Source organism: Bradyrhizobium sp. USDA 3311 (genome assembly GCF_054062495.1).
Genome location: NZ_JBSSFI010000001.1, coordinates 2,522,104 through 2,544,511, shown reverse-complemented (window position 1 = coordinate 2,544,511; position 22,408 = coordinate 2,522,104). Strand labels below are relative to the sequence as shown.

Sequence of the window (22,408 nt, the reverse complement as noted above, 5' to 3'; positions counted from 1 at the left end):
GATCGGGCTTAGTCGGTTCGGCGGCCGTCGTCCACCGCCGGGACTGCGTAGGATTTACCTTGAATTTGCAATGCGGATCATACTTTCCCGCGGCCTTATCTGCTCTATAAAGGCAGGGTTCTTGAAATGCGGGATTCGAGGCGACTGCCACGCCGTGGCCAGTCCTCCATCCTTTGGAGCTCCGAGAATATGGAAAGACGTCTGGCTGCCATTGTTTGCGCCGATGTCGCCGGCTATTCGCGCATGATGGGCAGCGACGAGGCTGGCACCCATGCCGCCTTCAAGGCGCATCGCAGCGCGATTCACCCCATCATCCTCAATCACGGCGGCCGCGTCGTGAAGAACACCGGCGACGGCTTCCTGCTGGAGTTCCCCTCGATCGTCGGCGCCACCGAAGCCGCGATCGCGATGCAGACGCTGATGGCGGAGCGCAACCACCATCTGCCGGCCGACCGCGCCATGCAGTTCAGGCTCGGCATCCACATGGGCGACGTCATCGCCGACGAGGACGAGGTGTTCGGTGACGATGTCAACATTGCCGTCCGCCTGGAATCGGTGGCGAGCCCCGGCGGCTTCGCCATCTCGGCCAAGGCCTACAGCGAGGCGAACAAGCATCTCACCGTGCCGCTGGTCGATGGCGGCAACCATCGCTTCAAGAACATCAAGGATGCGGTCGGGGTCTGGACCTGGAAGCCCGAGGGCGCACGGGCGATCGCCCCCGAGCTGAGGGAGGCCTCCGCACTCTCGCAGCAGTACCGCACCGCGATCGTCGGCGTGCTGCCCTTCGCCAATCTCAGCGACGCCCAGGACGAATACTTCTCCGACGGCCTGACCGAGGATCTGATCCACGCGCTGTCGCTGCAATCCTTCTATCGGGTGCTGAGCCGCAACTCGACCTTCGCCTTCAAGGGCAAGAACACGAGCACTCGGCTGATCGCGCGCGAGATCGACGCCACCTATCTGATCCAGGGCTCGGTGCGGCGCGCCGGAGCCAAGATCCGCGTCACCGCGGAGCTGATCGCGCCGGAGACCGGCGAGCAGCTCTGGACCGGGCGCTACGACCGCGACATCGGCGACTTCTTCGCGATGCAGGACGAGATCACCACCAACCTGTCCGCCGCCATCGCCACCGAGATCGTCCGCGCGGAGGCCTCGGCGCCCGCGCGGCTCTCGACCGACGTAACCGCGTGGGACCGTTTCCTCAAGGGGCTGTCGCATTACTACCGGCAGACCAAGGAGGACCTGGCCGCCGCCGTCGACCTGTTCCGGGAGGCCATCGCGGTCGATCCCAAGCTGTCGATCGCGCACGCCTACCTCGCCACGATCCAGATCCAGAGCATCCAGTTCGGCTGGGTCAAGGGCACGCGGGAGATGTGGGCCGAGGCGATGAACCTCGCCGAAACCAGCGTCCGGCTCGACCCGCGCTCCTCCTTCGCGTTCTCGATCCTGTCCTGGGCCCATGCGATGGAAGGGCATTACGAGGCCGCGATGGACGCCGCCAAGCGCGCGGTCGCACTCAACCCCTACGACAACGGCGCGCGCGGCGTGCTCGGCATCTGCCATTTCGTGATCGGCGAGCACCGCGAGGCGATCGAGCTGTTTTCGATGGCCGCGCAGCGCGACAACAGCGACCCGCGCTACCAATGGGCCGCACTGAACGCGTTCAGCCATTATCTGTTGGGGCAGTATGACGCGACCCTGTCGTGGGCCCGCGAGCAGCTCTACATCAACCCGAACCACATGCAGGCGCTGGCGATCCGAGCCGCAGCGCTGGCGCAATTGGGGCGGACCGGCGAGGCCGTCGAGGCGACCCGCGTGCTCATGGGCAACTACCCGACCCTGAATGTCGACCGCCATTTGCGCAATTTCCACTGGAAGCGGCCCGAGGACCTCGCTCATTACCGCGAGGGGCTTCTGAAGGCGGGCGTGCCGCTCGGCAAGCTGACGCTGGTCCAGAGCGACGTCAAACGCGCCGCCGAGTCCTGACAGGCGGACTGCGGCCGCGCGACGATCTCACGTCCGCTCTTGTTGACAGCACAGTGAATTCAGCCACACTTTGTCACACGCTGAAGTAGTATAGTCGGCGGCGGCCGCGCTGGCTGTTTGTTAGGACTTTCCGCGCTTGATCGGCGCGTCTGATTTTCACGATTCGCCGTTTTCAGGAATTGGGCCATGCATCACCCCGCCTCGAAGCCCCCCTTCGACCCCTCGATCGGGGTCTCGCCGAACAATCCCTGTCCATTCCTGCGCGGCCTCGTCGGCGAAGGCTTCGTCGACGGCGGGACCGTCCCGCTCAACACGCTGTCGCAGACCATCGCGAATGCGAGCGGCGAGACGGGGCTGATGAAGAGCTGGGCCCGGATCCAGGTCCGCGGCGTTGCGCTCATCGCCAACGGATTTAGCCACATCCTGAAAAGCATCCGGTCGGGCCCGCAGCTCGACGAACTGCGCGGTGGCCCTCTGGACAAGCGCGGCGCCGGCTCGCGCGTCCTCGGCGTCGACGGCAAGGTCAACGAGGACGAGATCGCGCGGCTCCAGAGCTTCGGCCGGACCTACACCGATCCGGACACCGGCAGCAGCGAGCCCGGCCTCAACGCTGCGGAAATCAAGACCTTCATGCGCGAGAACCTCAAGCGCGCAGGCAGCGCCGTGCGCTGGTACTACCCCGTGCTGATGCAGTTCGAATGGCCCGTCCTGCTGAAGATCATGGGCAAGGGCACGGGTAAGGAGGATCGCTATCTCAGCGTCGCCGACGTGCGCACGCTGCTGAACGCGCGCCAATTCCCCGACCGCATCAACCAGCGGATTTTATCGCAGTCGCTGCTGTCATCCTGCGCGCTCAGGTTTCGCTGGGCTCTCGGGATCATAGCGTTCCTGTTCGCGACGGCTCTTGTCGCGCTCGTGGCGGTCGCCGAATTCCCCGACCAGGTCCGCGCCATGCTGCCCCAGAAGGGAGTCCTCGCACAGCTGCTGCCGCCGCCCTTGCCAAAACTCCCGGAGACGACGGCGGCCTTCTGGCTCGAGCAGAACTGGTCGCTGGAGGACCGGCACTGGTTCCACCACACCAGCCAGGGCACCGCGACCTTTCCGGTTCCCTACACCTGGTTCATGGCGCTGGAGCAGCCGCGTCTTCGCCTGTTCTCACGCCCCGGCATGGTGAAGGACAGCGCCTATCTCGAGCGCTTCGGCTTCATCCAGAGCCCGCAATCCATCAAGACCGACGCAACCACGCTGCGGAGCTTCGGCTACGCCAATGTCTACGACACGACGCAGCCGAAGAGCCTGTCGACCGATTGGTCGCAGGTCGAGAATGTCGACGGCCTGCCGGTCGGCTTCGCGCGGATGACGGGCGTCGTCGATCCCGCGACCGGCCGCCGCGAGGAAGACAAGATCGGGCTGACCTGCGCCGCCTGCCACACCGGGCACGTGCGCTACAAGGGCGTGGACGTGCGCTTCGACGGCGGCCCGGCCATGACCGACCTGAAGAAGCTCGAGAGCGTGACCGGGCTCTCGATCGCCTACACGCTCTACGTGCCGTTCCGCTTCAAGCGGTTCGCCGACCGCGTACTCGGCCCCGATGCGAGCGACGCCGACCGCAATGCGCTCAAGCAGAGCCTCAAGGCGACCCTCACATTCCTGCTCGACTGGCAAAAGGGTTACGACAAGACGATCGCCGGCAAGAAGACCTGGGACGGCAAGCAGCAAAAGGACACGGAAGAAGGCTTCGGCCGTCTCGATGCGCTCAATCGCATCGGCAACCAGGTGTTCTCCCAGGATTTCGCGCTGAGCGGGGTCAAGGGATTCGAGAAGAACCTGCATGCCCAGGACGCGCCGGTCAGCTTCCCTCCGATCTGGACCGTGCCGTGGCTCAAATTCGCGCAGTACGATGCCTCGATCGAGCAGCCGCTGATCCGCAATGCCGGCGAGGCGCTCGGCGTGACGGCGCTGCTCAACCTGTCCGACGCCTATCCCAAGGACAGGCTCTACCGGTCCTCGGCCGATGTCACCAACCTGCACTGGATCGAGAGTCTGCTGGCGGGCCCCAATCCCTACGCGCAGAAGAAGCTCGGCGGACTGACCTCGCCGAGATGGCCTTCGCAGATTCTCGGCGACGACTGGAAGATCAATCCGGACCGCGTCAAGAGCGGCCGCAAGCTCTACGCAAAGATCTGCGTGGAGTGCCACCTCGGTCCCGTCAACGATCCCGAGTTCGACAAGGAGTTTCCGCAGGAGAGCGTGTGGTCGTCGTCGCGCTGGGAGCGCATCGGCGACGAGATGGTGCTCAACCCGATCCAGAAGAGCGTCACGGGCATGGGGACGGATTCCGCCCAGGCCAGAGTCCTGGAGAAGCGGACGGTCTCGGTGCCGGGCTTCCTCGATCTGAATCCGACACGCATCCTCGGCGACCAATGGAAATGCACCAACCTGCCGGAGGCGACCTCGACTGAAATGCCCTATTCGGTTGGGCTGATGGCGATCGTCGACATCGTCAGCCGAAAGGCGATGAATGACGCTCAAATCCCGCCCGACGCGCAGAAGCGCTGGTGGGGCGCCCGCGCCAATTGTCCCAATCCCGGGCCGCAGCCGCCGGATCCCAAGGAGCCCGGTCCCTGGTATCGCGCGCGCCCGCTGAACGGGGTGTGGGCCACCGCGCCTTATCTCCACAACGGCTCAGTGCCCTCGCTGGACTGGATGCTGCGGCCTGCTGCCGAGCGACCCAAGAAATTCTGCATGGGCCAGCGCGACTACGATCCGAAGCTGGTCGGCTTCGCCGTCGTCGAGGGCGAGCGCTGCAAGACCGGAGAAACGCAGTTCTCGACCACCTGGCCCGACGGCACCGAGATCAACGGCAACAGCAATCTCGGCCATTCGTTCGAGGGCAAGGGGCCGCCGCACAAGGACGGCGTCGTCGGCCGCCTGCTGGAAGAAGAAGAGCGAAAGGACCTGATCGAGTATCTGAAGACGCTGTAGCGCGGTCCTTTCACCTCTCCCTGCATCCGCCTTCGTTGAAGCTTCAGCGGACAAGAGCGGGGCGAGGGAGCGCACCGTCACTGCCGCTCACTTGAACAGCGGCGTGCCCGGCACGAAGGCGTCGAAGGCGGCCCAGAACTGGGAGCGGTAGCGGTCCTGCTCCTGGAGGATCTCGTGCTTCGAGCCGGCGATCACGAGATGGGAGCCGGCGCGCAAATGGTAGGCGAACTCCTCGATCGCGGCGGTCGAAACCACGGTGTCGCTGGAGGCCGCCAGCATCAGGATCGGCTGGCGGATCTCGGAGGGGTAGTTCATGCCCTTGAAGGTGTGCATGGCGCGGAAGGCGCTATCGGCCCAGGCGACCGTCGGTGACGCCAGCCCGAGCGTCGGATCCTCCTCCAGGATCGCGGCGTTGCGCGCATAACGCACGGGATCGCTGGTCAGGGGATTGTTGATGAAGGGATCGAGCCCGGTGATGCGGTCGCTGCCGCCGGGAACATAGCGGCCGCCCATCCCCATCAGGCGCATCGTCTTCAGAAGCGCCCGCGACGGAAACGAGGTGGTGCGGCCTGGCAGGTCGATCATCGGCGCCGACAGCACCATGCGGTCGAACCAGCGCTTGCCCGCATGCGCAACGCGCAGCAACACCGTACCGCCCATGGAGTGGGCGAGCGCGAAGAAGGGCGGCGGGCAATCCGGCAGCACCACCTGCTGCACGAAGGTCTCGACGTCGATTTCGAAATCGGCGAAGTCGCGCACATAGCCCTTGCGCGGATCGCGCAGGCGGCGCGAGGAGTGGCCCTGCCCGCGCCAGTCGATCATCGCCACCGCAAAGCCGCGGTCGCGCAGGTCGCGCACGGTCTCGAAATATTTCTCGATCTGCTCGCTGCGTCCGGTGAAGACGCAGACCGTGCCCTTGCGGTTCGCCGGCGGCGCCCAGCGCGCAAAGCGCAGCTCGGCGCCATCGGGTGTCTTGATGGTGCCGCTGACGACGTCTTCGGGAACGGGATTGGACGGAATCGAGATCAGCGTCATTGGGCGAGAAATGCTGAAAATCAAGGGCGGGAGCGCCGAAAAGGCGCAAGTTGCCGCCCTCTTGAACGCCGTTCCCTTGAACCCATATCACCATGGTGCAGGCCGCTACCAGTGTTTCGGAACCGGAACATCAGGCTGCACACAGACTAAAGCCCGGCCCGATTGGCGGGCGGGTTACCAAACAGTCGCTCAATGGAGGACTTGACCATGCGTACCTACGATCTCACCCCCTTCTATCGTTCCACCGTCGGCTTCGACCGCCTCTTCAACCTGCTCGACCAGGCCGGTTCGGACGGCAGCCCCGGTTATCCCCCCTACAACATCGAGCGCACCGGCGAGAACGCCTACCGCATCACCGTTGCGGTCTCGGGCTTTGCCAAGGATGAGCTCTCCATCGTCGCGAAGGAAAACACGCTGACGATCAAGGGCGAGAAAGTCGCAAACGAGAACTCGAAGTCCGAAGTGATTTACCGCGGCATCGCCGCGCGTGCCTTCGAGCGCGCCTTCCAGCTTGCCGATTTCGTGCAGGTGAAGGACGCCTCGCTCGAGAACGGGCTGCTTCACGTCGATCTCGTCCGCGAGATTCCCGAAGCCAAGAAGCCGCGCCAGATCGCGATCAACGCCGGCGCGCCCAAGGCGCAGGTGATCGAGAACTCGGCCGCGCAAGTCGCCGCGTAAAACACGCACGCCACTTCCAGGTTGCGAAAACGCCCCGGTGCCCCGGGGCGTTTTTTTCGTTTGCACCGCATCACAGACTGGTGAGCCTCGTAACAGCGCGGCCTCTTCCTCCGTCCTTTGGGCATCGAACCCAAAACAAGACGGAGAACGATCATGACACTTTGGCGCAGCCTTTTCGTCGCCGCGAGCCTGCTGGCGGCTCCCCTCAGCCTCGCTCACGCACAAACCCCGCAAACCGCGAAGGCCAAGAACGTCGTGCTGGTGCACGGCGCCTGGGCCGACGGATCGAGCTGGTCCGAGGTGATCCCGATCCTCCAGGCCGCCGGCCTTCACGTGACCGCCGTGCAGAATCCGCTGTCGTCGCTTGCGGACTCGGTCGAGGCGACCAAGCGCGCGCTGGCCGAGCAGGACGGGCCGACCGTGCTGGTCGCGCATTCCTGGGGCGGCACCGTGATCAGCCAGGTCGGCACCGACCCGAAGGTCACCAGCCTCGTCTATGTCGCCGCACGCGCGCCCGATGCCAACGAGGATTTCGTCGCGCTGTCGAAGCAATTCCCGACCGGCCCGGTGCGCGCCGGCATCATCGAGCGCGACGGCTACACCAAGCTCTCGGAAGACGCCTTCCTGAAATATTTCGCCAATGGCGTGAAGCCGGAACGGGCCAAGGAGCTCTATGCCGTGCAATGGCCGACCGCGGCCTCGATCTTCGCCGGCCGCACCACGGAAGCTGCATGGCACGCCAAGCCGAGCTGGTACGCGGTGTCGAAGAACGACGACACCATCAATCCGGATTTCGAGCGCTTCCTCGCCAAGCGCATGAACGCAACGACGATCGAGCTCGATGCCGGCCACCTCTCGCTGGTGTCGCATCCGAAGGACGTGGCGAATCTGATCCTGGAAGCTGCGGGGTATCCGCGGAGCTGATCGGCGATTCTCACGATGCAAAAAGGCGCCTGAAATCTCAGACGCCTTTTATCTTTGCTCCAACATCGTCCTGGCGAAAGCCAGGACGACACCGAAAATGTCGTGAGCGCCGTCGCGCCAAACGAACTGCGCGCTAATCCAGTCCCTGCGCGGCCGGCATGTCCTGCGTCGGCAGAATCGTCGCGGCGGGCTTCGTCTGACCCACTGTCGGCGCAGCGGCCTGCGGCGCGGCCTCGGCGGGCTTGGCCTGCACGGCAGCGGTCTGCTGCGCGGGCTGTGCCTGCGGTGCTTGAGCTTGCGGCGCCTGGGCCTGCTGTACCGCAGGCTCGGCCGGCTTCGCTGCCGCGACCGGCGTCTCGCCGCGCTGCGGAGCCGCCTTGGGCAGCGGCACCGTGCGCCTTGCGACATGCGGGATCGAGGCCGGCGGGCGCGGCGGGCCGCTGCGGACCACGGTCGGCGGCGGCAGCGCGCTTTGCGGGCCGTAGGGCGCGACCGTGGGCTGCTCATAGGCCGGTGCCATGCCGTAGGCATCGGCGGCGGGCATGAAGCGGATGATCCGGCCGTCGCGGGCGTCGATCACGAGCCGGCCGTCGTCGCCGCGGCGGTCGATCACCGAGATGGTGTAGACGCTGCCGCGCAGCCGCGGGATGCCGAGCGGCGAGAAGCCGTTGTCGCGCAGCACCGCATAGACCTCGGTGGCCGGCAGCAGCGCCGGCGCCGGGCCGCGCTCCTCGTAGCCATAGCCATACCGCGGCGGCGGAGGCGGCGCGGCGTCCGGCGGCGCATAGGGCCCGTCGAAATCCGACACCGCGATCGCAGCCCCTCCCGCAATACCGTTCGCCGGAACTTGCGCCTCTGCCGCGGTCACAGCCAGCGCCAGCGCGGCGGCGGCCACACATCCTGTGAAAAACTTCATGGTCGACACGCTCCTGTCAGCCCCCGGATGGATCGCGCTCTTTCGCTTCTTGCGGCGTGGCGCGCCTTCCGAAGGGTCGATCCGAAGCTTCATTCGGGATTTCGGCGTCCACAGGGCCGGATCAGGGCGCGTTTGCTTCAAAACCGGGGCTGCGCAACTTTCGGAAAGCGATTGATTGACAGATCGGGAATCGGGACTTTCGCGCGCTTGTGTGATAGACAAAAATTTGGCAAGGTGATGGTTAGGACAGGAAAGCTGTCTCAATTTTGCTTGCGGTTCCGGCATAGGGATTGCAACGAAAGTCGGTGCTTCCGAGCACCAAGAAGGCAACAGGCAAAGCCGTTCACGGGGACGTAGAACGCCTTGGCCTGAATTTAAGAAAATGCGGCTCGCAGCGGACGAGCGGTGACCCAGAGGCGGGTGCCGCGGAACGCCCAAGGTGCGCCGAAGATGGCGGTGAGACAGCTTGCCGCATGGAGAGGACGAGGACATGAACGGGTCGCAATTCGAGCGCGCAAACATCGTGGCAGAAGAACTGTCGGCGACGGTCGCGTCGAAAACGACCGATCCGATTCAGGAACACAATTCGCGCCCGCCCGCCGAAGGCCTCTACGATCCGAGCCTGGAAAAGGATTCCTGCGGCGTCGGCTTCATCGCCAACATCAAGGGCAAGAAGTCGCACAAGATCGTCTCGGACGCGCTGAGCATCCTCTGCAACCTCGAGCATCGCGGCGCTGTCGGCGCCGATCCGCGCGCCGGTGACGGTGCCGGCATCCTGGTGCAGATCCCGCACGCCTTCTTCAGCCGCAAGGCCAAGGAGCTCGGCTTCACGCTGCCGCAGCCCGGCGAATACGCCATCGGCGCGCTGTTCATGCCGCGCGACACCGCCTGGCGCAACGTCATCAAGAGCATCATCGCCGACCAGATCAAGGAAGAGGGCCTGACCCTGCTCGGCTGGCGCGACGTGCCGACCGACAATTCCTCGCTCGGCGTCACCGTGAAGCCGACCGAGCCCGCCTGCATGCAGGTGTTCATCGGCCGCAACGGCACCGCCAAGACCGAGGACGATTTCGAGCGCCGGCTCTACATCCTGCGCAAGTCGATCTCGCAGGCGATCTACCAGCGCCGCGACCGCGGCCTTGCGGGCTATTACCCCTGCTCGATGTCCTGCCGCACCGTGATCTACAAGGGCATGTTCCTCGCCGACCAGCTCGGCAAGTACTATCCCGACCTGCACGAGGCGGACTTCGAGAGTGCGCTGGCGCTGGTGCATCAGCGCTTCTCGACCAACACCTTCCCGGCCTGGTCGCTGGCGCATCCCTACCGCATGATCGCGCATAACGGCGAGATCAACACGCTGCGCGGCAACACCAACTGGATGGCGGCGCGCCAGGCTTCGGTGAGCTCGGAGCTTTACGGCAAGGACATCAACCGGCTCTGGCCGATCTCCTATGAAGGCCAGTCCGACACCGCCTGCTTCGACAACGCGCTCGAATTCCTGGTGCAGGGCGGCTACTCGCTGCCGCACGCCGTCATGATGATGATCCCGGAGGCGTGGGCCGGCAATCCGCTGATGGATGAGAAGCGCCGCGCCTTCTACGAATATCACGCCGCGCTGATGGAGCCGTGGGACGGCCCCGCCGCGATCGCCTTCACCGACGGCCGCCAGATCGGCGCCACGCTGGACCGCAACGGGTTGCGGCCGGCGCGCTATCTCGTGACCAAGGACGACCGCATCGTGATGGCGTCCGAGATGGGCGTGCTGACGATCCCCGAGGACCAGATCATCACCAAGTGGCGGCTCCAGCCCGGCAAGATGCTGCTGGTCGACCTCGAGCAGGGCCGCCTGATCCCCGACGACGAGATCAAGGCCGAGCTCGCCAAGAGCCATCCCTACAAGGAGTGGCTGGAGCGGACCCAGATCGTGCTGGAAGAGCTGCCGAAGGTTCCGACCACCGGCGTGCGCTCCAACCTGTCGCTGCTCGATCGCCAGCAGGCGTTCGGCTACAGCCAGGAAGACATCACCATCCTGATGACGCCGATGGCGGCGACGGGCGAGGAAGCCGCGGGCTCGATGGGCAACGACACGCCGATCTCGGCGCTGTCGGACAAGGCCAAGCCGCTGTTCACCTACTTCAAGCAGAACTTCGCGCAGGTCACCAACCCGCCGATCGACCCGATCCGCGAAGAGCTGGTGATGAGCCTCGTCTCGATCATCGGACCGCGGCCGAACCTGTTCGACCTGCAGGGCATGGCCACCACCAAGCGCCTCGAAGTGCGCCAGCCGATCCTGACCGACGCGGATCTCGAGAAGATCCGCTCGATCACCGACGTGGCCGACACCCACTTCAAGTCGCGCACGCTGGACACCACCTTCCACGCCGGGCTCGGCGCAGCCGGCATGGACCAGGTGCTGGACGAGCTCTGCGCGCGCGCCGAAAGCGCGGTGCGCGAGGGCGTCAACATCATCATCCTGTCCGACCGCATGGTCGGCACCGACCGGGTCCCGATCCCGGCACTGCTGGCCTGCGCTGCCGTGCATCATCATCTGATCCGCGTCGGACTGCGCACCTCGGTCGGCCTTGTCGTCGAATCCGGTGAGCCGCGCGAAGTGCATCACTTCGCCTGCCTTGCCGGCTACGGTGCCGAAGCGATCAATCCCTACCTCGCGTTCGAGACCATCATCGCGATGAAGGACCGCCTGCCCGGCTCGCTCGACGACTACGAGATCGTCAAGCGCTACATCAAGTCGATCGGCAAGGGTCTTTTGAAGGTGATGTCCAAGATGGGCATCTCGACCTACCAGTCCTATTGCGGCGCGCAGATCTTCGACGCGGTCGGCCTCAAGGCGGACTTTGTCGGAAAGTTCTTCGCCGGCACGCATACCCGCGTCGAAGGCGTGGGCCTGGCCGAGATCGCGGAAGAAGCCGTGCGCCGCCATGCCGACGCGTTCGGCGAGGCGCTGGTCTACAGGACCTCGCTCGACGTCGGCGGCGAATATGCCTATCGCAGCCGCGGCGAGGACCATGCCTGGACCGCCGAGTCGGTCGGGCTGCTTCAGCACGCTGCGCGCGGCAATTCGCTGGAGCGCTATCGCGCCTTCGCCAAGATCCTGAACGAGCAGTCGGAGCGCCTGCTGACGCTGCGCGGCCTGTTCCGGATCAAGAGCGCCGAGGAAGAGAAGCGCAAGCCGGTGCCGCTCGACCAGGTCGAGCCGGCCAAGGACATCGTCAAGCGTTTTGCCACCGGCGCGATGAGCTTCGGCTCGATCTCGCGCGAGGCGCACACCACGCTCGCGATCGCCATGAACCGGATCGGCGGCAAGTCGAACACCGGTGAAGGCGGCGAGGAAGCCGACCGCTTCAAGCCGCTGCCGAACGGCGATTCCATGCGCTCGGCGATCAAGCAGGTCGCCTCGGGCCGCTTCGGCGTCACCACGGAGTATCTCGTCAACTCCGACATGATGCAGATCAAGATGGCGCAGGGTGCCAAGCCCGGCGAAGGCGGCCAGCTGCCCGGCCACAAGGTCGACGCGACCATCGCCAAGGTCCGGCACTCGACGCCGGGCGTCGGCCTGATCTCGCCGCCGCCGCATCACGACATCTACTCGATCGAGGACCTGGCGCAGCTCATCTACGACCTCAAGAACGTCAACCCGACGGGCGACGTCTCGGTCAAGCTCGTCTCCGAGATCGGTGTCGGCACGGTCGCCGCGGGCGTCGCCAAGGCGCGCGCCGACCATGTCACCATCGCGGGCTTCGAGGGCGGCACCGGTGCTTCGCCCCTGACCTCGATCAAGCACGCCGGCTCGCCGTGGGAAATCGGCCTTGCCGAAACCCACCAGACGCTGGTGCGCGAGCGGCTGCGCAGCCGCATCGTGGTCCAGGTCGATGGCGGCTTCCGCACCGGCCGTGACGTCGTGATCGGCGCGCTGCTCGGCGCCGACGAGTTCGGCTTCGCCACCGCGCCGCTGATCGCTGCCGGCTGCATCATGATGCGCAAGTGCCATCTCAACACCTGCCCGGTCGGCGTCGCGACCCAGGACCCGGTCCTGCGCAAGCGCTTCACCGGCCAGCCCGAGCACGTGATCAACTACTTCTTCTTCGTTGCGGAAGAGGTCCGCGAGATCATGGCCTCGCTCGGCTTCCGCACCTTCAACGAGATGATCGGCCAGGTTCAGCTGCTCGACCAGACCAAGCTGGTCGCGCACTGGAAGGCCAAGGGGCTCGACTTCTCCAAGCTGTTCGTCAAGCAGAAGGAAGAGAAGGGCCAGAAGATCTATCACTCCGAGCGCCAGAACCATCATCTGGAAGCCGTGCTCGACCGCACGCTGATCGAGCAGGCGACGCCCGCACTCGACCGCGGCGCGCCGGTGAAGATCGACGCTACGATCAACAGCACCAACCGTTCCGCCGGCGCCATGCTGTCGGGCGCGGTCGCCAAGATCTACGGCCATGCCGGCCTGCCGCATGACACCATCCATGTCAGCCTCAAGGGCACTGCCGGCCAGGCCTTCGGCGCGTGGCTCGCCCATGGCGTCACCTTCGAGCTCGAGGGTGAAGGCAACGACTATGTCGGCAAGGGCCTCTCGGGCGGCAAGATCATCGTCAAGCCGCCGAAGAACTCCGCGATCGTGCCGGAAGAAAGCATCATCGTCGGCAACACCGTGATGTACGGCGCGATCCAGGGCGAGTGCTACTTCCGCGGCATCGCCGGCGAGCGCTTCGCCGTGCGCAACTCGGGCGCGATCGCCGTGGTCGAGGGCGCGGGCGATCATTGCTGCGAATACATGACCGGCGGCATCGTGGTCGTGCTCGGCAAGACCGGGCGCAACTTCGCGGCCGGCATGTCGGGCGGCATCGCCTACGTGCTCGACGAGACCGGCGACTTCGACAAGCTGTGCAACCTCAGCATGGTCGAACTCGAACCGGTCCTGTCGGAGGAGCTGATCAACGCCGGCACCTACAATCACACCGGTGACCTCGAGGCGCATGGCCGGGTCGACGTGTTCAAGGGCCTACTCGACTCCGACGTCGAGCGGCTGCACGTCCTGATCACGCGCCATGCGAAAGCGACCGGCTCCAAGCGCGCCGCCGACATCCTTGCCAATTGGAAGGACTGGCTGCCAAAATTCCGCAAGGTGATGCCGGTCGAGTACCGGCGTGCGCTGCGCGAAATGGCGGCCAACGCGGACGCCGAGCCGAAGATCGCGATCGGGGCGTAATTCTCAACTCGCGTCATTCCGGGGCGCGCAAAGCGCGAACCCGGAATCTCGCAAACCAACCTCCAGGTTCCGGGTCTGCGCGCGGCGCGCGCATCCCGGAACGACGGCAAACAAACCTAAGCGGCAGGGACTTCGGGTTTAATGGGCAAGATCACGGGTTTTCTGGAAATCGAACGGCACGACCGCAAGTACACCCCGGTCGCCGAGCGCGTGAAGCATTTTCACGAGTTCGTCGTTCCCTTGACCGAGAGGGAAACGCGCGACCAGGCCGCGCGCTGTATGAACTGCGGCATTCCCTATTGCCACGGCACAGGCTCGGTCGCGCCCGGCACGCCGGGCTGCCCGGTCAACAACCAGATCCCCGATTTCAACGACCTCGTCTATCAGGGCAACTGGGAAGAGGCCTCGCGCAACCTGCACTCGACCAACAATTTCCCGGAGTTCACCGGGCGCATCTGCCCCGCGCCGTGCGAAGCGTCCTGCACGCTCAACATCGACGACAACCCGGTCACCATCAAGACGATCGAATGCGCGATCGTCGACCGCGCCTGGGACAATGGCTGGCTGAAGCCGGAAGTCGCCTCCGTCAAGACCGGCAAGAAGGTCGCAGTGATCGGCTCTGGACCCGCCGGCATGGCCTGCGCGCAGCAGCTCGCGCGCGCCGGCCACGACGTGCACCTGTTCGAGAAGTTCGCCAAGGCCGGCGGCTTGCTCCGTTACGGCATCCCCGACTTCAAGATGGAGAAGGGCATCATCGACCGCCGCGTCAAGCAGATGGAAGGCGAAGGCGTCACCTTCCACTACAACAGCCATGTCGGCGCTGACGGCAATGTCGATCCGCGCGAGATGCTCAACGAGTATGACGCCGTGGCGCTGACCGGCGGCGCGGAAGCCCCGCGCGACCTGCCGATCCCCGGCCGCGATCTCCAAGGCATCCACTACGCCATGGACTTCCTGCCGCAGCAGAATCGCCGCGTCTCCGAGGAGCCGCTGAACGGCGTCACCGAGATTTTGGCCAGCGGCAAGCATGTCGTCGTCATCGGCGGCGGCGACACCGGCTCGGACTGCATCGGCACCTCGCTGCGCCAGGGCGCGCTGTCCGTGACCCAGCTCGAGATCATGCCCGCCCCGCCCGAGCGCGAGAACAAGGGCCTGACCTGGCCGAACTGGCCGCTGAAGATGCGCACCTCCTCCAGCCAGGCCGAAGGCGCGATCCGCGAATTCGCCGTGCTGACCCAGAAGTTTTCCGGCGAGAACGGCCAGGTCAAGAAGCTGCACTGCGTCCGCGTCGACGACAAGTTCAAGCCGATTGCCGGCACCGAGTTCGAGCTGGATGCCGAGCTCGTCCTGCTCGCCATGGGCTTCGTCCACCCCGTGCATGAGGGCCTGCTCAAGCTGCTCTCGGTCGAGCTCGACCCGCGCGGCAACGTCAAGGCCAACACGCTCGACTACCAGACCTCGCGCCCGAACGTGTTCACCGCCGGCGACATGCGGCGTGGGCAATCGCTGGTGGTCTGGGCCATCCGCGAGGGCCGGCTGTGCGCCCGATCGATTGATACGTTCCTGATGGGGAAGACGGATCTGCCGCGGTAGGTTCGCCGCTCGCCGGTCATTCCGGGGCGCGCGAAGCGCGAGCCCGGAATCCATTTATCCACGCCCCCTGACGCCCGATGGATTCCGGGTTCGCGCCAAATGGCGCGCCCCGGAATGACGAGCGGAGAGAGCCGCGCTCTCGCGCCTCATCTCACTCCAGACTCGTGCCGACAGGCGTCAATTCTGCAGCCTCACCCCCAGCATCACCACCGTGCCCTGCGAGCTCGAGGTCGGCTGGTTCGAGTCCAGGATGTCGTGGCGCAGGGTGCCCTTGATCCAGATGTTGCGGTTGAGCTTGTAGATCAGGTTGCCTTCGAGCGAGTAGGTTTTGTCGTTACGACCCTGGTTCTGGTAGTCGTAGGTGCCGTAGGTGAACTTGCCGACGGCCGTGAGCCAGCGGCGGAAGTCGTGATCGACTTCGACCCCGTAGGTGTGCACCAGCACGCCGGAGGAGCCGGGGACCGTGGTCTCCGCGATCTGCGTGTCGGTGGCGAATTTCACCGTGGTCAGGCCGCTCGCGTTCCAGATCAGCGAGCCCGAGGTGAGGAAGCCCGAGAGCTGACTGAGGCGCGGGTCGACATAGTTGCGCGCAGAATAGCCGACCGAGACCTCGCCCGTGAGGATGCGCGAGAACTCAAAGGACGAGCCGACCTTGGCATAACCGCCGTTTGAATCGCGGAAATAGCCGTTGCGGTCGGCGGCCTGGTCGTGCACGCGGGTGTCGCCCTGGATCTCGACGAACGGCTTCAGGCCCGGCTTGAGCTCGTAGGAGAAGCGCCCGACGCCGCCATACTGGTTGAAGTCGCGATCGTTGTTGCTGAAGGTCGAGCCGTCGGTGAGCTTTGAATCCGTGTAGGCGGTGCGATCGACGGTGGCGCCGGCGGCGACCTGGAAGCGGTTGAAGGTCTGGTCGAAACCGATGGTCGTGCCATAGGTCGCATAGACAGGATATTTCTGAAGGCCGGCCTGCACGTTCGGGCTGCCGGGATTGTCGGTGGCGAGCCGCAGGCGCAGCTGCGAGGTCAGCTTGAGATCGCGGTCGACGTCGATGCGGCCGTCGACATGACCGGTGAAATCGGGCCGGTCGATCTCGACCGGCGAGGGCGAAGCGAAGCCGTCGATCGTCGCCGGCATGTTGTTGGTGTAGCCCGAGAACGAGCCGCGCAAATCGGCGACCAGCGCGTGGCGCTCCCAGTCGGACGCCACGAGGAGGTCGGGCGCGACGACGTAGACCGGCGAGCCGACCGGCTTGTTCAGACGCGCCGGGTTGGTGTCATAGCCGGCGGAGAGCTCGAGCCCGCCCTTGATCAGGAAGCTGCCGGCATAGTCGCCGACCGCGCTGAACGCGTCGTCATCGGCCTTGAGGCGACGGCGCAGCGGCTGGCCGGGCACGTTGCCGGCCATCGCCGGCGGCACCGGCACCTTGTGCGCGGTCTCCGACGGCGGCGGCGCGATGCGCGGCGGGCCGAGCGTCCTGTCCGGCGTTGCCGGCGGCACCGGCGAGCCGGGCCCGACCGGGCGCTTCGGCTTCGGCTGCCCGGGATAGAGCTTGGGCTGCTGCCGCTTGCGGTTGAGCGAGTCGTAACCCGAGCCGCTGGCGCCGTTGGCGGCCGGCAGGCCGTAGGTCGGCACCTGGCCGACGCGCGAGGTCGCCGGCGTCTGCTGGCGCTTGCGCGGGTCGGCATTGGGATCGGGCAGCGCCGGCAGCGCGTCCGATGGCGCCTGCGGCACGCCCGCCGTGCGGCGCGTCGGCAGCGTGTCGGGCGCGGCGAAGCCGCCGCGGTTGGGATTGAACAGGTCGGGCGTGAGGCTCTGGGCGGCGACTGGGCCGCTTTGCAGGGCCGTCAGCGCAAGACACGGCAAAGCCGCGCGCAGGAAATGCGCGCGTCTGCTCCGGCCCATGCCTGGAGACGACCCCACGATGGAATTACCCCAACGAAATCAAATACTTTCGCGATGGTTCCCGCCGGCTGGCAGAAACCATCGTTAATGGAGTTAAAACAATTATGGTTAATGACCCGTTGAGGGTCGGGGCGGCCGCGTCGCCTCATACGCCGAGGCGTGCTAAGCAGGCACCAACGGGCCATCGCCCCTCCTCCCTGGACCTGAACATGCCGAGTTCGAAACCGCTGATGACCCAATCATCCGGCCCCATTCCCGCTAGCGTCGAATCCGCGCTCCGCACCCTGGAGACGGAGAGCGGCGGCATCAACGCGCTCGCCGCCGCCCTGCGCGGCCCGCTGGGTGCGACCTTCGCCAAGGCGGTCGACATGATCCGGCAGGCCAAGGGTCGCGTCATCGTCACCGGGCTCGGCAAGTCAGGTCATATGGGGCGCAAGATCGCCGCGACGCTGGCCTCGACCGGCACGCCCGCGTTCTTCGTGCACGCCGCCGAAGCCGGCCATGGCGATCTCGGCATGATCACCGCGGACGACGTCATCATGGCGCTGTCCTGGTCCGGCGAGCAGCCCGAGATGAAGAACGTCGTGAACTATTCGGCGCGCTTTGCGATTCCGATGATCGCGGTGACGTCGAACGCGGCGTCCTCGCTGGGACAGGCCGCCGACCTCGTGATCGAGCTGCCGAAGGCGCGCGAGGCCTGCCCGCACAATCTGGCGCCGACCACCTCGACCCTGATGCAGGCCGCGATCGGCGATGCGCTCGCGATCGCGCTGCTCGAAGGCCGCGGCTTCACCGCGCTCGAGTTCGCGCATTTCCACCCCGGCGGCAAGCTCGGCGCGATGCTGAAATTCGTCCGCGACTACATGCGCACCGGCGCGGAGATCCCGGTCAAGCCTGAAGGCACCAAGATGTCGGAGGCCGTGGTCGAGATGTCGGCCAAGGGACTGGGCTGCGTCTGCATCGTCAACGACGCGAATGAGGCCGTCGGCATCATCACCGACGGCGATCTGCGCCGCCACATGCGTCCAGACCTGCTGACAGTGTCGGTCGACGACATCATGACCAGGCAGCCCAAGTCCGTGCCGCCCTCGATGCTCGCCACCGAGATGATCGAGGTGCTGAACACCCGCAAGATCACGACGCTGCTGGTGACCGAGGCGGGCAAGGTCGTGGGCATCGTGCATTTGCACGATCTGCTGCGCGCGGGCGTGGCGTAGCTTCAGGCACAGTCATTCCGGGGCGATGCGAAGCATCGAACCCGGAATCTCGAGATTCCGGGTTCACGCTTCGCGTGCCCCGGAATGACAGCGAGGGCTACGCCGGAAACTGCGCCGCCTTCTCCTCCAGCGGCAGCCGCAAGCCGTTCGCCAGATACGACACCGTGCGATAGAAGCCGCACAGCAGCATGATCTCCAAAATCTGCGCCTCGTCGTAATGCGCCGCGAGCGCCGCGAATTCCGCGTCGGTGAACGTCGCGCGGTGATGCAGCGCATCGACGGCGGCAATCAGCGCCTGCTCGGCCGGGGACCAGCACGGCGACGTCGCATCGCCCTCTGCGGTGGCGCGGACCTCGTCCTCGGTGAGGCGCGCCGGCCCGGCAAAGACCGCGACATGCACGCCCCATTCGTATTCGCATTTGCTCAGCGCGCAGGTGCGGTCGATCACGATCTCGCGCTGGCGCAGGGACAGCGGCCCGGGATCGAGCAGCCCGCCGGCGCGAAACTTGTCCCAGGCGCGGCCGTGACCCGCCATCACCCGGAACAGCACCAGCGGCGGCGCGCCGCGCATGATGCGGTCGAACTGCGCCTGGATCTCCGGGGGATAAGGCGGCGCGAGCGGCGCAATGCGCGGTGTGGCCCGGGACATCGGCCGTCTCCGTTGCTACAATTATCGTAGCGATACGTTACACTATCTGTAGCGCGACGCAAGAGGACGACGATGGCGAAACAGGCCGGTTCGACAACACGCAACGTCCGCGGCTCGCGCACCGGACGGCCGATCATGGCGCTGCTCGACCTGCTCGGCCGGCGCTGGACCTTGCGTATCCTGTGGGAGTTGCGCGAGGAGCCCCTCACCTCCCGCGCATTGCGCACGGCGTGCGACGAGGCTTCGCCCACGGTGCTGCAAGCGCGGCTGGACGATTTGCGCGAGGCGGGGTTCGTGGAGCTCGGCGAAGGCGGAGGCTATGGGCTGACGCCGCTCGGGCGGGACTTGTGCGAGACGTTCATGCCGCTGCACAGGTTCGCGGAGAGGTGGAGGAAGTAGAATCGGAACATCTGCCGCGCGCTCCAATCTTCCTTCTCCCCTTGTGGGAGAAGGTGGCGCGAAGCGCCGGATGAGGGGTTTTCTCCGCAAACTCAGCGCTGCGTTGGAGGAGGGAGACCCCTCACCCGTCTCGCCGCTACGCGGCGAGCCCCCTCTCCCACAAGGGGAGAGGGGAAGAGAAAACTACGCCACCGCTACCGTCAGATTCACGCCGTCCACCTGCACCACCTTCACGCGCGTCCCGGCTGGCGTATCGGGACCTGCGACGCGCCAGACCGTGTCGCCGATGCGCATGGTGCCGTTGCCGTCGACGATCGGCTTCTCCAGCGTGAACTCACGGCCGAGCAGCGCCTCGGTGCGCTTGTTGAGGAAGGGGCTTGCGCTTGCATCGGGCCTCGGCCGGGCGAGCCGGCGCCACACCGGCACGGCGGCGGCAGCGAAGATCGCGAACATCACGAGCTGAGTCTGCCAGGACAGATGAACGGCGAACGAGATCAGGCCCACCAGCAAAGCGGCGAGCCCGAGCCAGAACAGGAATACGCCCGGTGCGATCGTCTCCAACGCCATCAGGATGAAGGCAAAGATCAGCCAGTTCCAGGTGCCGAGCGATACGAACGTGTCGGTCATGATACGCCTCTGAATATTGACGCATGCCGTTTTCAAAAGAACCGCGTCATACGCCGGTGACTATCCCTGCCGCGGCGGCACCGCCGGCGGCGGACTGCCGGTCGGAGGCACTGAGCCCGGGCGGCGAGCGGCGGCAGCCGCGGACGCCGCGCTCTCGCCGAACGTGGCCTTCGCGATCTCGCCGATGCCGGCGAGCGAGCCGAGCATGCTGGTGGCTTCGATCGGCAGCATGATGATCTTCTGGTTCGGCGAGTCCGCGAACTGGCCGAACGCCTTGATATATTTGTCGGCGATAAAATAGTTCAACGCCGCGACGTCGCCCTTGGCGATGGCTTCACTGACCATCTGCGTCGCCTTGGCCTCGGCCTCCGCGGACCGCTCGCGGGCCTCGGCGTCGCGGAACGCGGCTTCCTTGCGGCCCTCGGCCTGGAGAATCTGGCCCTGCTTGGCGCCTTCCGCGCGCAGGATCTCCGACTGCCGCTGGCCTTCGGCGGCCAGAATGTCGGCGCGCTTGACGCGCTCCGCCTTCATCTGGCGGCCCATCGCCTCGACGAGATCGGCGGGCGGCACGATGTCCTTGATCTCGATGCGGTTGACCTTCAGGCCCCAGGGCGAGACCGCCGCATCGACGACGCGCAACAGGCGCTCGTTGATCTCGTCGCGATGCGACAGCACCTGGTCGAGATCCATCGCGCCCATCACCGAGCGGATGTTGGTCATGGTCAGGACCGTGATGGCCTGGGTCAGGTTGGAGACCTCGTAGCTCGCCTTGGCGGCGTCGAACACCTGGTAGAAGGCGACGCCGTCCACCGTCACGGTGGCGTTGTCCTTGGTGATCACCTCCTGCTCGGGAATGTCGATCACCTGCTCCATCATGTTGATCTTGCGTCCGACGCGATCGAAATAGGGCACGATCAGGTTGAGCCCGGGGCTCAGCGTCTGGGTGTACTTGCCGAACCGCTCGATGGTCCAGTCATAGCCCTGCGGGACCGTCTTCACGCCGGCAATCAGCGTGACGATGACGAGCAAAACCAGAACAATCGCGAAAATGTCGAAACCGCTCATATTTCCTCCAAGGCGGGAAAAAGCCCTTTCCCGCGCTGTCATTGGTCGGGAACGCGACCTTACTGGTTCAGCGGTTACGATTCACGTCGGCATTCGGACGATTCTGCACAAGACGAACTCGGGGGGAAACGGTCACGATATGTATTTCCGAAAGGCTCTTGAAAGCGTCCGGGCGCAGACCTAGCGGCGAAAGTTAACGAATCCGGACATGTCGTCCGTCACGGACGACTTTATTCGATGACGTCGTTCGCGGTTGCGAGCAAGCCTGGGGGAATGGTGACGCCAAGCGCCTTGGCGGCCTTGAGGTTGACCGCGAGCTCGAACTTGGTGGGGTTCTGCACCGGCAGGTCGGCTGCCTGCGCGCCCTTCAGGATGCGATCGATGTAGCCCGCGGCACGGCGGAGCTGCTCGGCGCTGTCGGTGCTGTAGGACATCAGCCCGCCCTCGTCGACGAAGGTGCGGCTCCAGAACACCGCAGGCACGCGCGCCTCGGCGACCGCCGCGAGCAGATGCGCGCGGTTGGCCATGGTGAAGAAATCCGGCAGGATCAGCAGGCCGCCGTCTTTGCGGAAGGCCAGCGCCGCGATCGAGGCTGCGTCGTGGACCGGCGCGGGCTCGACCGTCACGTGAAGCGTCCGTGCGGCGTCCTCGATCGTGCGCAGCATGAGGGCAGCGAACGGCGCGGTGGCGGGATTGTAGACGACGAAGACGCGGGACACTTTCGGCGTCACTTGCGTCAGCATCTCCAGCCATTTGCCGGCCAGCGGGCCGTCGTAATCGGTGAAGCCGGTAATGTTGCCGCCGGGATGGGCGAGGTTCTGGACGAAGCCCTGGCTGACGGGATCGGTGACCACGGCGAACACGATCGGGATCTTCGCGGTGCGCCGGCGCAGCTCTTCGACCGAGGGCGTGCCGACCGCGAGCAGGATGTCGGGCTTGAGCGCGATCAGCTCGTCGGCGAGCCCGGCGATCCGCGCCCGGTCGCCGGCGCCGCTGCGCCAGTCGATCCTGAGATTGCCGTGCTCCTTCCAGCCGTGGGCGGCGAGCGCCTCGACCAGGATGGCGCTGCGCGTCTGCCCGATCGCATCGTCGGCGGCCGTGACCGAGAGCACGCCGAGCCGCCGCGTCGCATTCGCCTGCTGCGCCTGTGCCGAAGCCGGCAGCACGACGATCGTCCCAAGAAGCGCCAGACACGCGCGGCGGTTCAA

The 22,408-nt window shown here is 65.8% G+C and carries 15 protein-coding genes; 8 read left to right on the top strand and 7 right to left on the bottom strand.

Annotated features, from left to right (window positions below):
• Positions 1-189: 189 nt before the first annotated feature.
• Together ACVWW6_RS11845 and ACVWW6_RS11840 are read left to right on the top strand one after the other, a co-directional pair.
• A complete protein-coding gene (locus tag ACVWW6_RS11845) occupies positions 190-1,986 on the top strand; it encodes an adenylate/guanylate cyclase domain-containing protein (protein WP_028173866.1) in 1,797 nt (598 codons plus the stop codon).
• 186 nt (positions 1,987-2,172) lie between these two features.
• Entirely contained in the window at positions 2,173-4,971 is a 2,799-nt protein-coding gene (locus ACVWW6_RS11840) for a di-heme-cytochrome C peroxidase (RefSeq protein WP_456680776.1), read from the top strand.
• A gap of 87 nt (positions 4,972-5,058) precedes the next feature.
• On the opposite strand, the gene ACVWW6_RS11835 is transcribed toward ACVWW6_RS11840, so the two are convergent.
• Positions 5,059-6,006, bottom strand: a complete 948-nt coding sequence (locus ACVWW6_RS11835; RefSeq protein WP_011090464.1) for an alpha/beta fold hydrolase — start codon at positions 6,004-6,006, stop codon at positions 5,059-5,061.
• A gap of 207 nt (positions 6,007-6,213) precedes the next feature.
• Here ACVWW6_RS11835 and ACVWW6_RS11830 point away from each other — a divergent pair, with 207 nt between their 5' ends.
• Together ACVWW6_RS11830 and ACVWW6_RS11825 are read left to right on the top strand one after the other, a co-directional pair.
• Entirely contained in the window at positions 6,214-6,684 is a 471-nt protein-coding gene (locus tag ACVWW6_RS11830; protein ID WP_028173863.1) for an Hsp20 family protein, read from the top strand.
• Positions 6,685-6,837: 153 nt separating this feature from the next.
• Positions 6,838-7,608 carry an alpha/beta fold hydrolase gene (locus ACVWW6_RS11825; RefSeq protein WP_028173862.1) on the top strand — a complete coding sequence of 257 codons (771 nt, stop codon included), beginning with the start codon at positions 6,838-6,840 and terminating at the stop codon, positions 7,606-7,608.
• Positions 7,609-7,741: 133 nt separating this feature from the next.
• Here ACVWW6_RS11825 and ACVWW6_RS11820 read toward each other — a convergent pair whose 3' ends face one another.
• The gene (locus ACVWW6_RS11820) at positions 7,742-8,524 is read right to left on the bottom strand and encodes a hypothetical protein (protein WP_456680775.1); all 783 of its coding nucleotides are present in this window, start codon (positions 8,522-8,524) and stop codon (positions 7,742-7,744) included.
• A gap of 490 nt (positions 8,525-9,014) precedes the next feature.
• Here ACVWW6_RS11820 and gltB point away from each other — a divergent pair, with 490 nt between their 5' ends.
• Both gltB and ACVWW6_RS11810 read left to right on the top strand, forming a co-directional pair.
• On the top strand, positions 9,015-13,748 hold the full coding sequence (gene gltB / locus ACVWW6_RS11815) for a glutamate synthase large subunit (RefSeq protein WP_456680774.1): 4,734 nt from the start codon (positions 9,015-9,017) through the stop codon (positions 13,746-13,748).
• A 141-nt stretch (positions 13,749-13,889) separates the two neighbouring features.
• Positions 13,890-15,341, top strand: a complete 1,452-nt coding sequence (locus tag ACVWW6_RS11810) for a glutamate synthase subunit beta (RefSeq protein WP_060908837.1) — start codon at positions 13,890-13,892, stop codon at positions 15,339-15,341.
• 177 nt (positions 15,342-15,518) lie between these two features.
• Here ACVWW6_RS11810 and ACVWW6_RS11805 read toward each other — a convergent pair whose 3' ends face one another.
• A complete protein-coding gene (locus ACVWW6_RS11805) occupies positions 15,519-17,261 on the bottom strand; it encodes an outer membrane beta-barrel protein (protein WP_456680773.1) in 1,743 nt (580 codons plus the stop codon).
• 191 nt (positions 17,262-17,452) lie between these two features.
• Between ACVWW6_RS11805 and ACVWW6_RS11800 the strand changes: the two genes are divergently transcribed.
• Positions 17,453-18,460: a KpsF/GutQ family sugar-phosphate isomerase gene (locus ACVWW6_RS11800; RefSeq protein WP_304548748.1), complete on the top strand. Its 1,008-nt coding sequence runs from the start codon at positions 17,453-17,455 to the stop codon at positions 18,458-18,460.
• 97 nt (positions 18,461-18,557) lie between these two features.
• Here ACVWW6_RS11800 and ACVWW6_RS11795 read toward each other — a convergent pair whose 3' ends face one another.
• Positions 18,558-19,109, bottom strand: coding sequence for a carboxymuconolactone decarboxylase family protein (locus ACVWW6_RS11795; RefSeq protein ID WP_456680772.1), 552 nt, complete (start codon positions 19,107-19,109; stop codon positions 18,558-18,560).
• 72 nt (positions 19,110-19,181) lie between these two features.
• On the opposite strand from ACVWW6_RS11795, the gene ACVWW6_RS11790 reads away from it, so the two are divergent.
• Positions 19,182-19,508: a winged helix-turn-helix transcriptional regulator gene (locus ACVWW6_RS11790; RefSeq protein WP_161536814.1), complete on the top strand. Its 327-nt coding sequence runs from the start codon at positions 19,182-19,184 to the stop codon at positions 19,506-19,508.
• Between the two features lie 183 nt (positions 19,509-19,691).
• On the opposite strand, the gene ACVWW6_RS11785 is transcribed toward ACVWW6_RS11790, so the two are convergent.
• The 3 genes from ACVWW6_RS11785 to ACVWW6_RS11775 all read right to left on the bottom strand — a co-directional run bounded on the left by ACVWW6_RS11785 (position 19,692) and on the right by ACVWW6_RS11775 (position 22,408).
• A complete protein-coding gene (locus ACVWW6_RS11785) occupies positions 19,692-20,135 on the bottom strand; it encodes an NfeD family protein (RefSeq protein ID WP_011090474.1) in 444 nt (147 codons plus the stop codon).
• 60 nt (positions 20,136-20,195) lie between these two features.
• Positions 20,196-21,200, bottom strand: a complete 1,005-nt coding sequence (locus tag ACVWW6_RS11780; RefSeq protein WP_028173854.1) for an SPFH domain-containing protein — start codon at positions 21,198-21,200, stop codon at positions 20,196-20,198.
• 230 nt (positions 21,201-21,430) lie between these two features.
• Positions 21,431-22,408 carry an ABC transporter substrate-binding protein gene (locus ACVWW6_RS11775; RefSeq protein ID WP_456683150.1) on the bottom strand — a complete coding sequence of 326 codons (978 nt, stop codon included), beginning with the start codon at positions 22,406-22,408 and terminating at the stop codon, positions 21,431-21,433.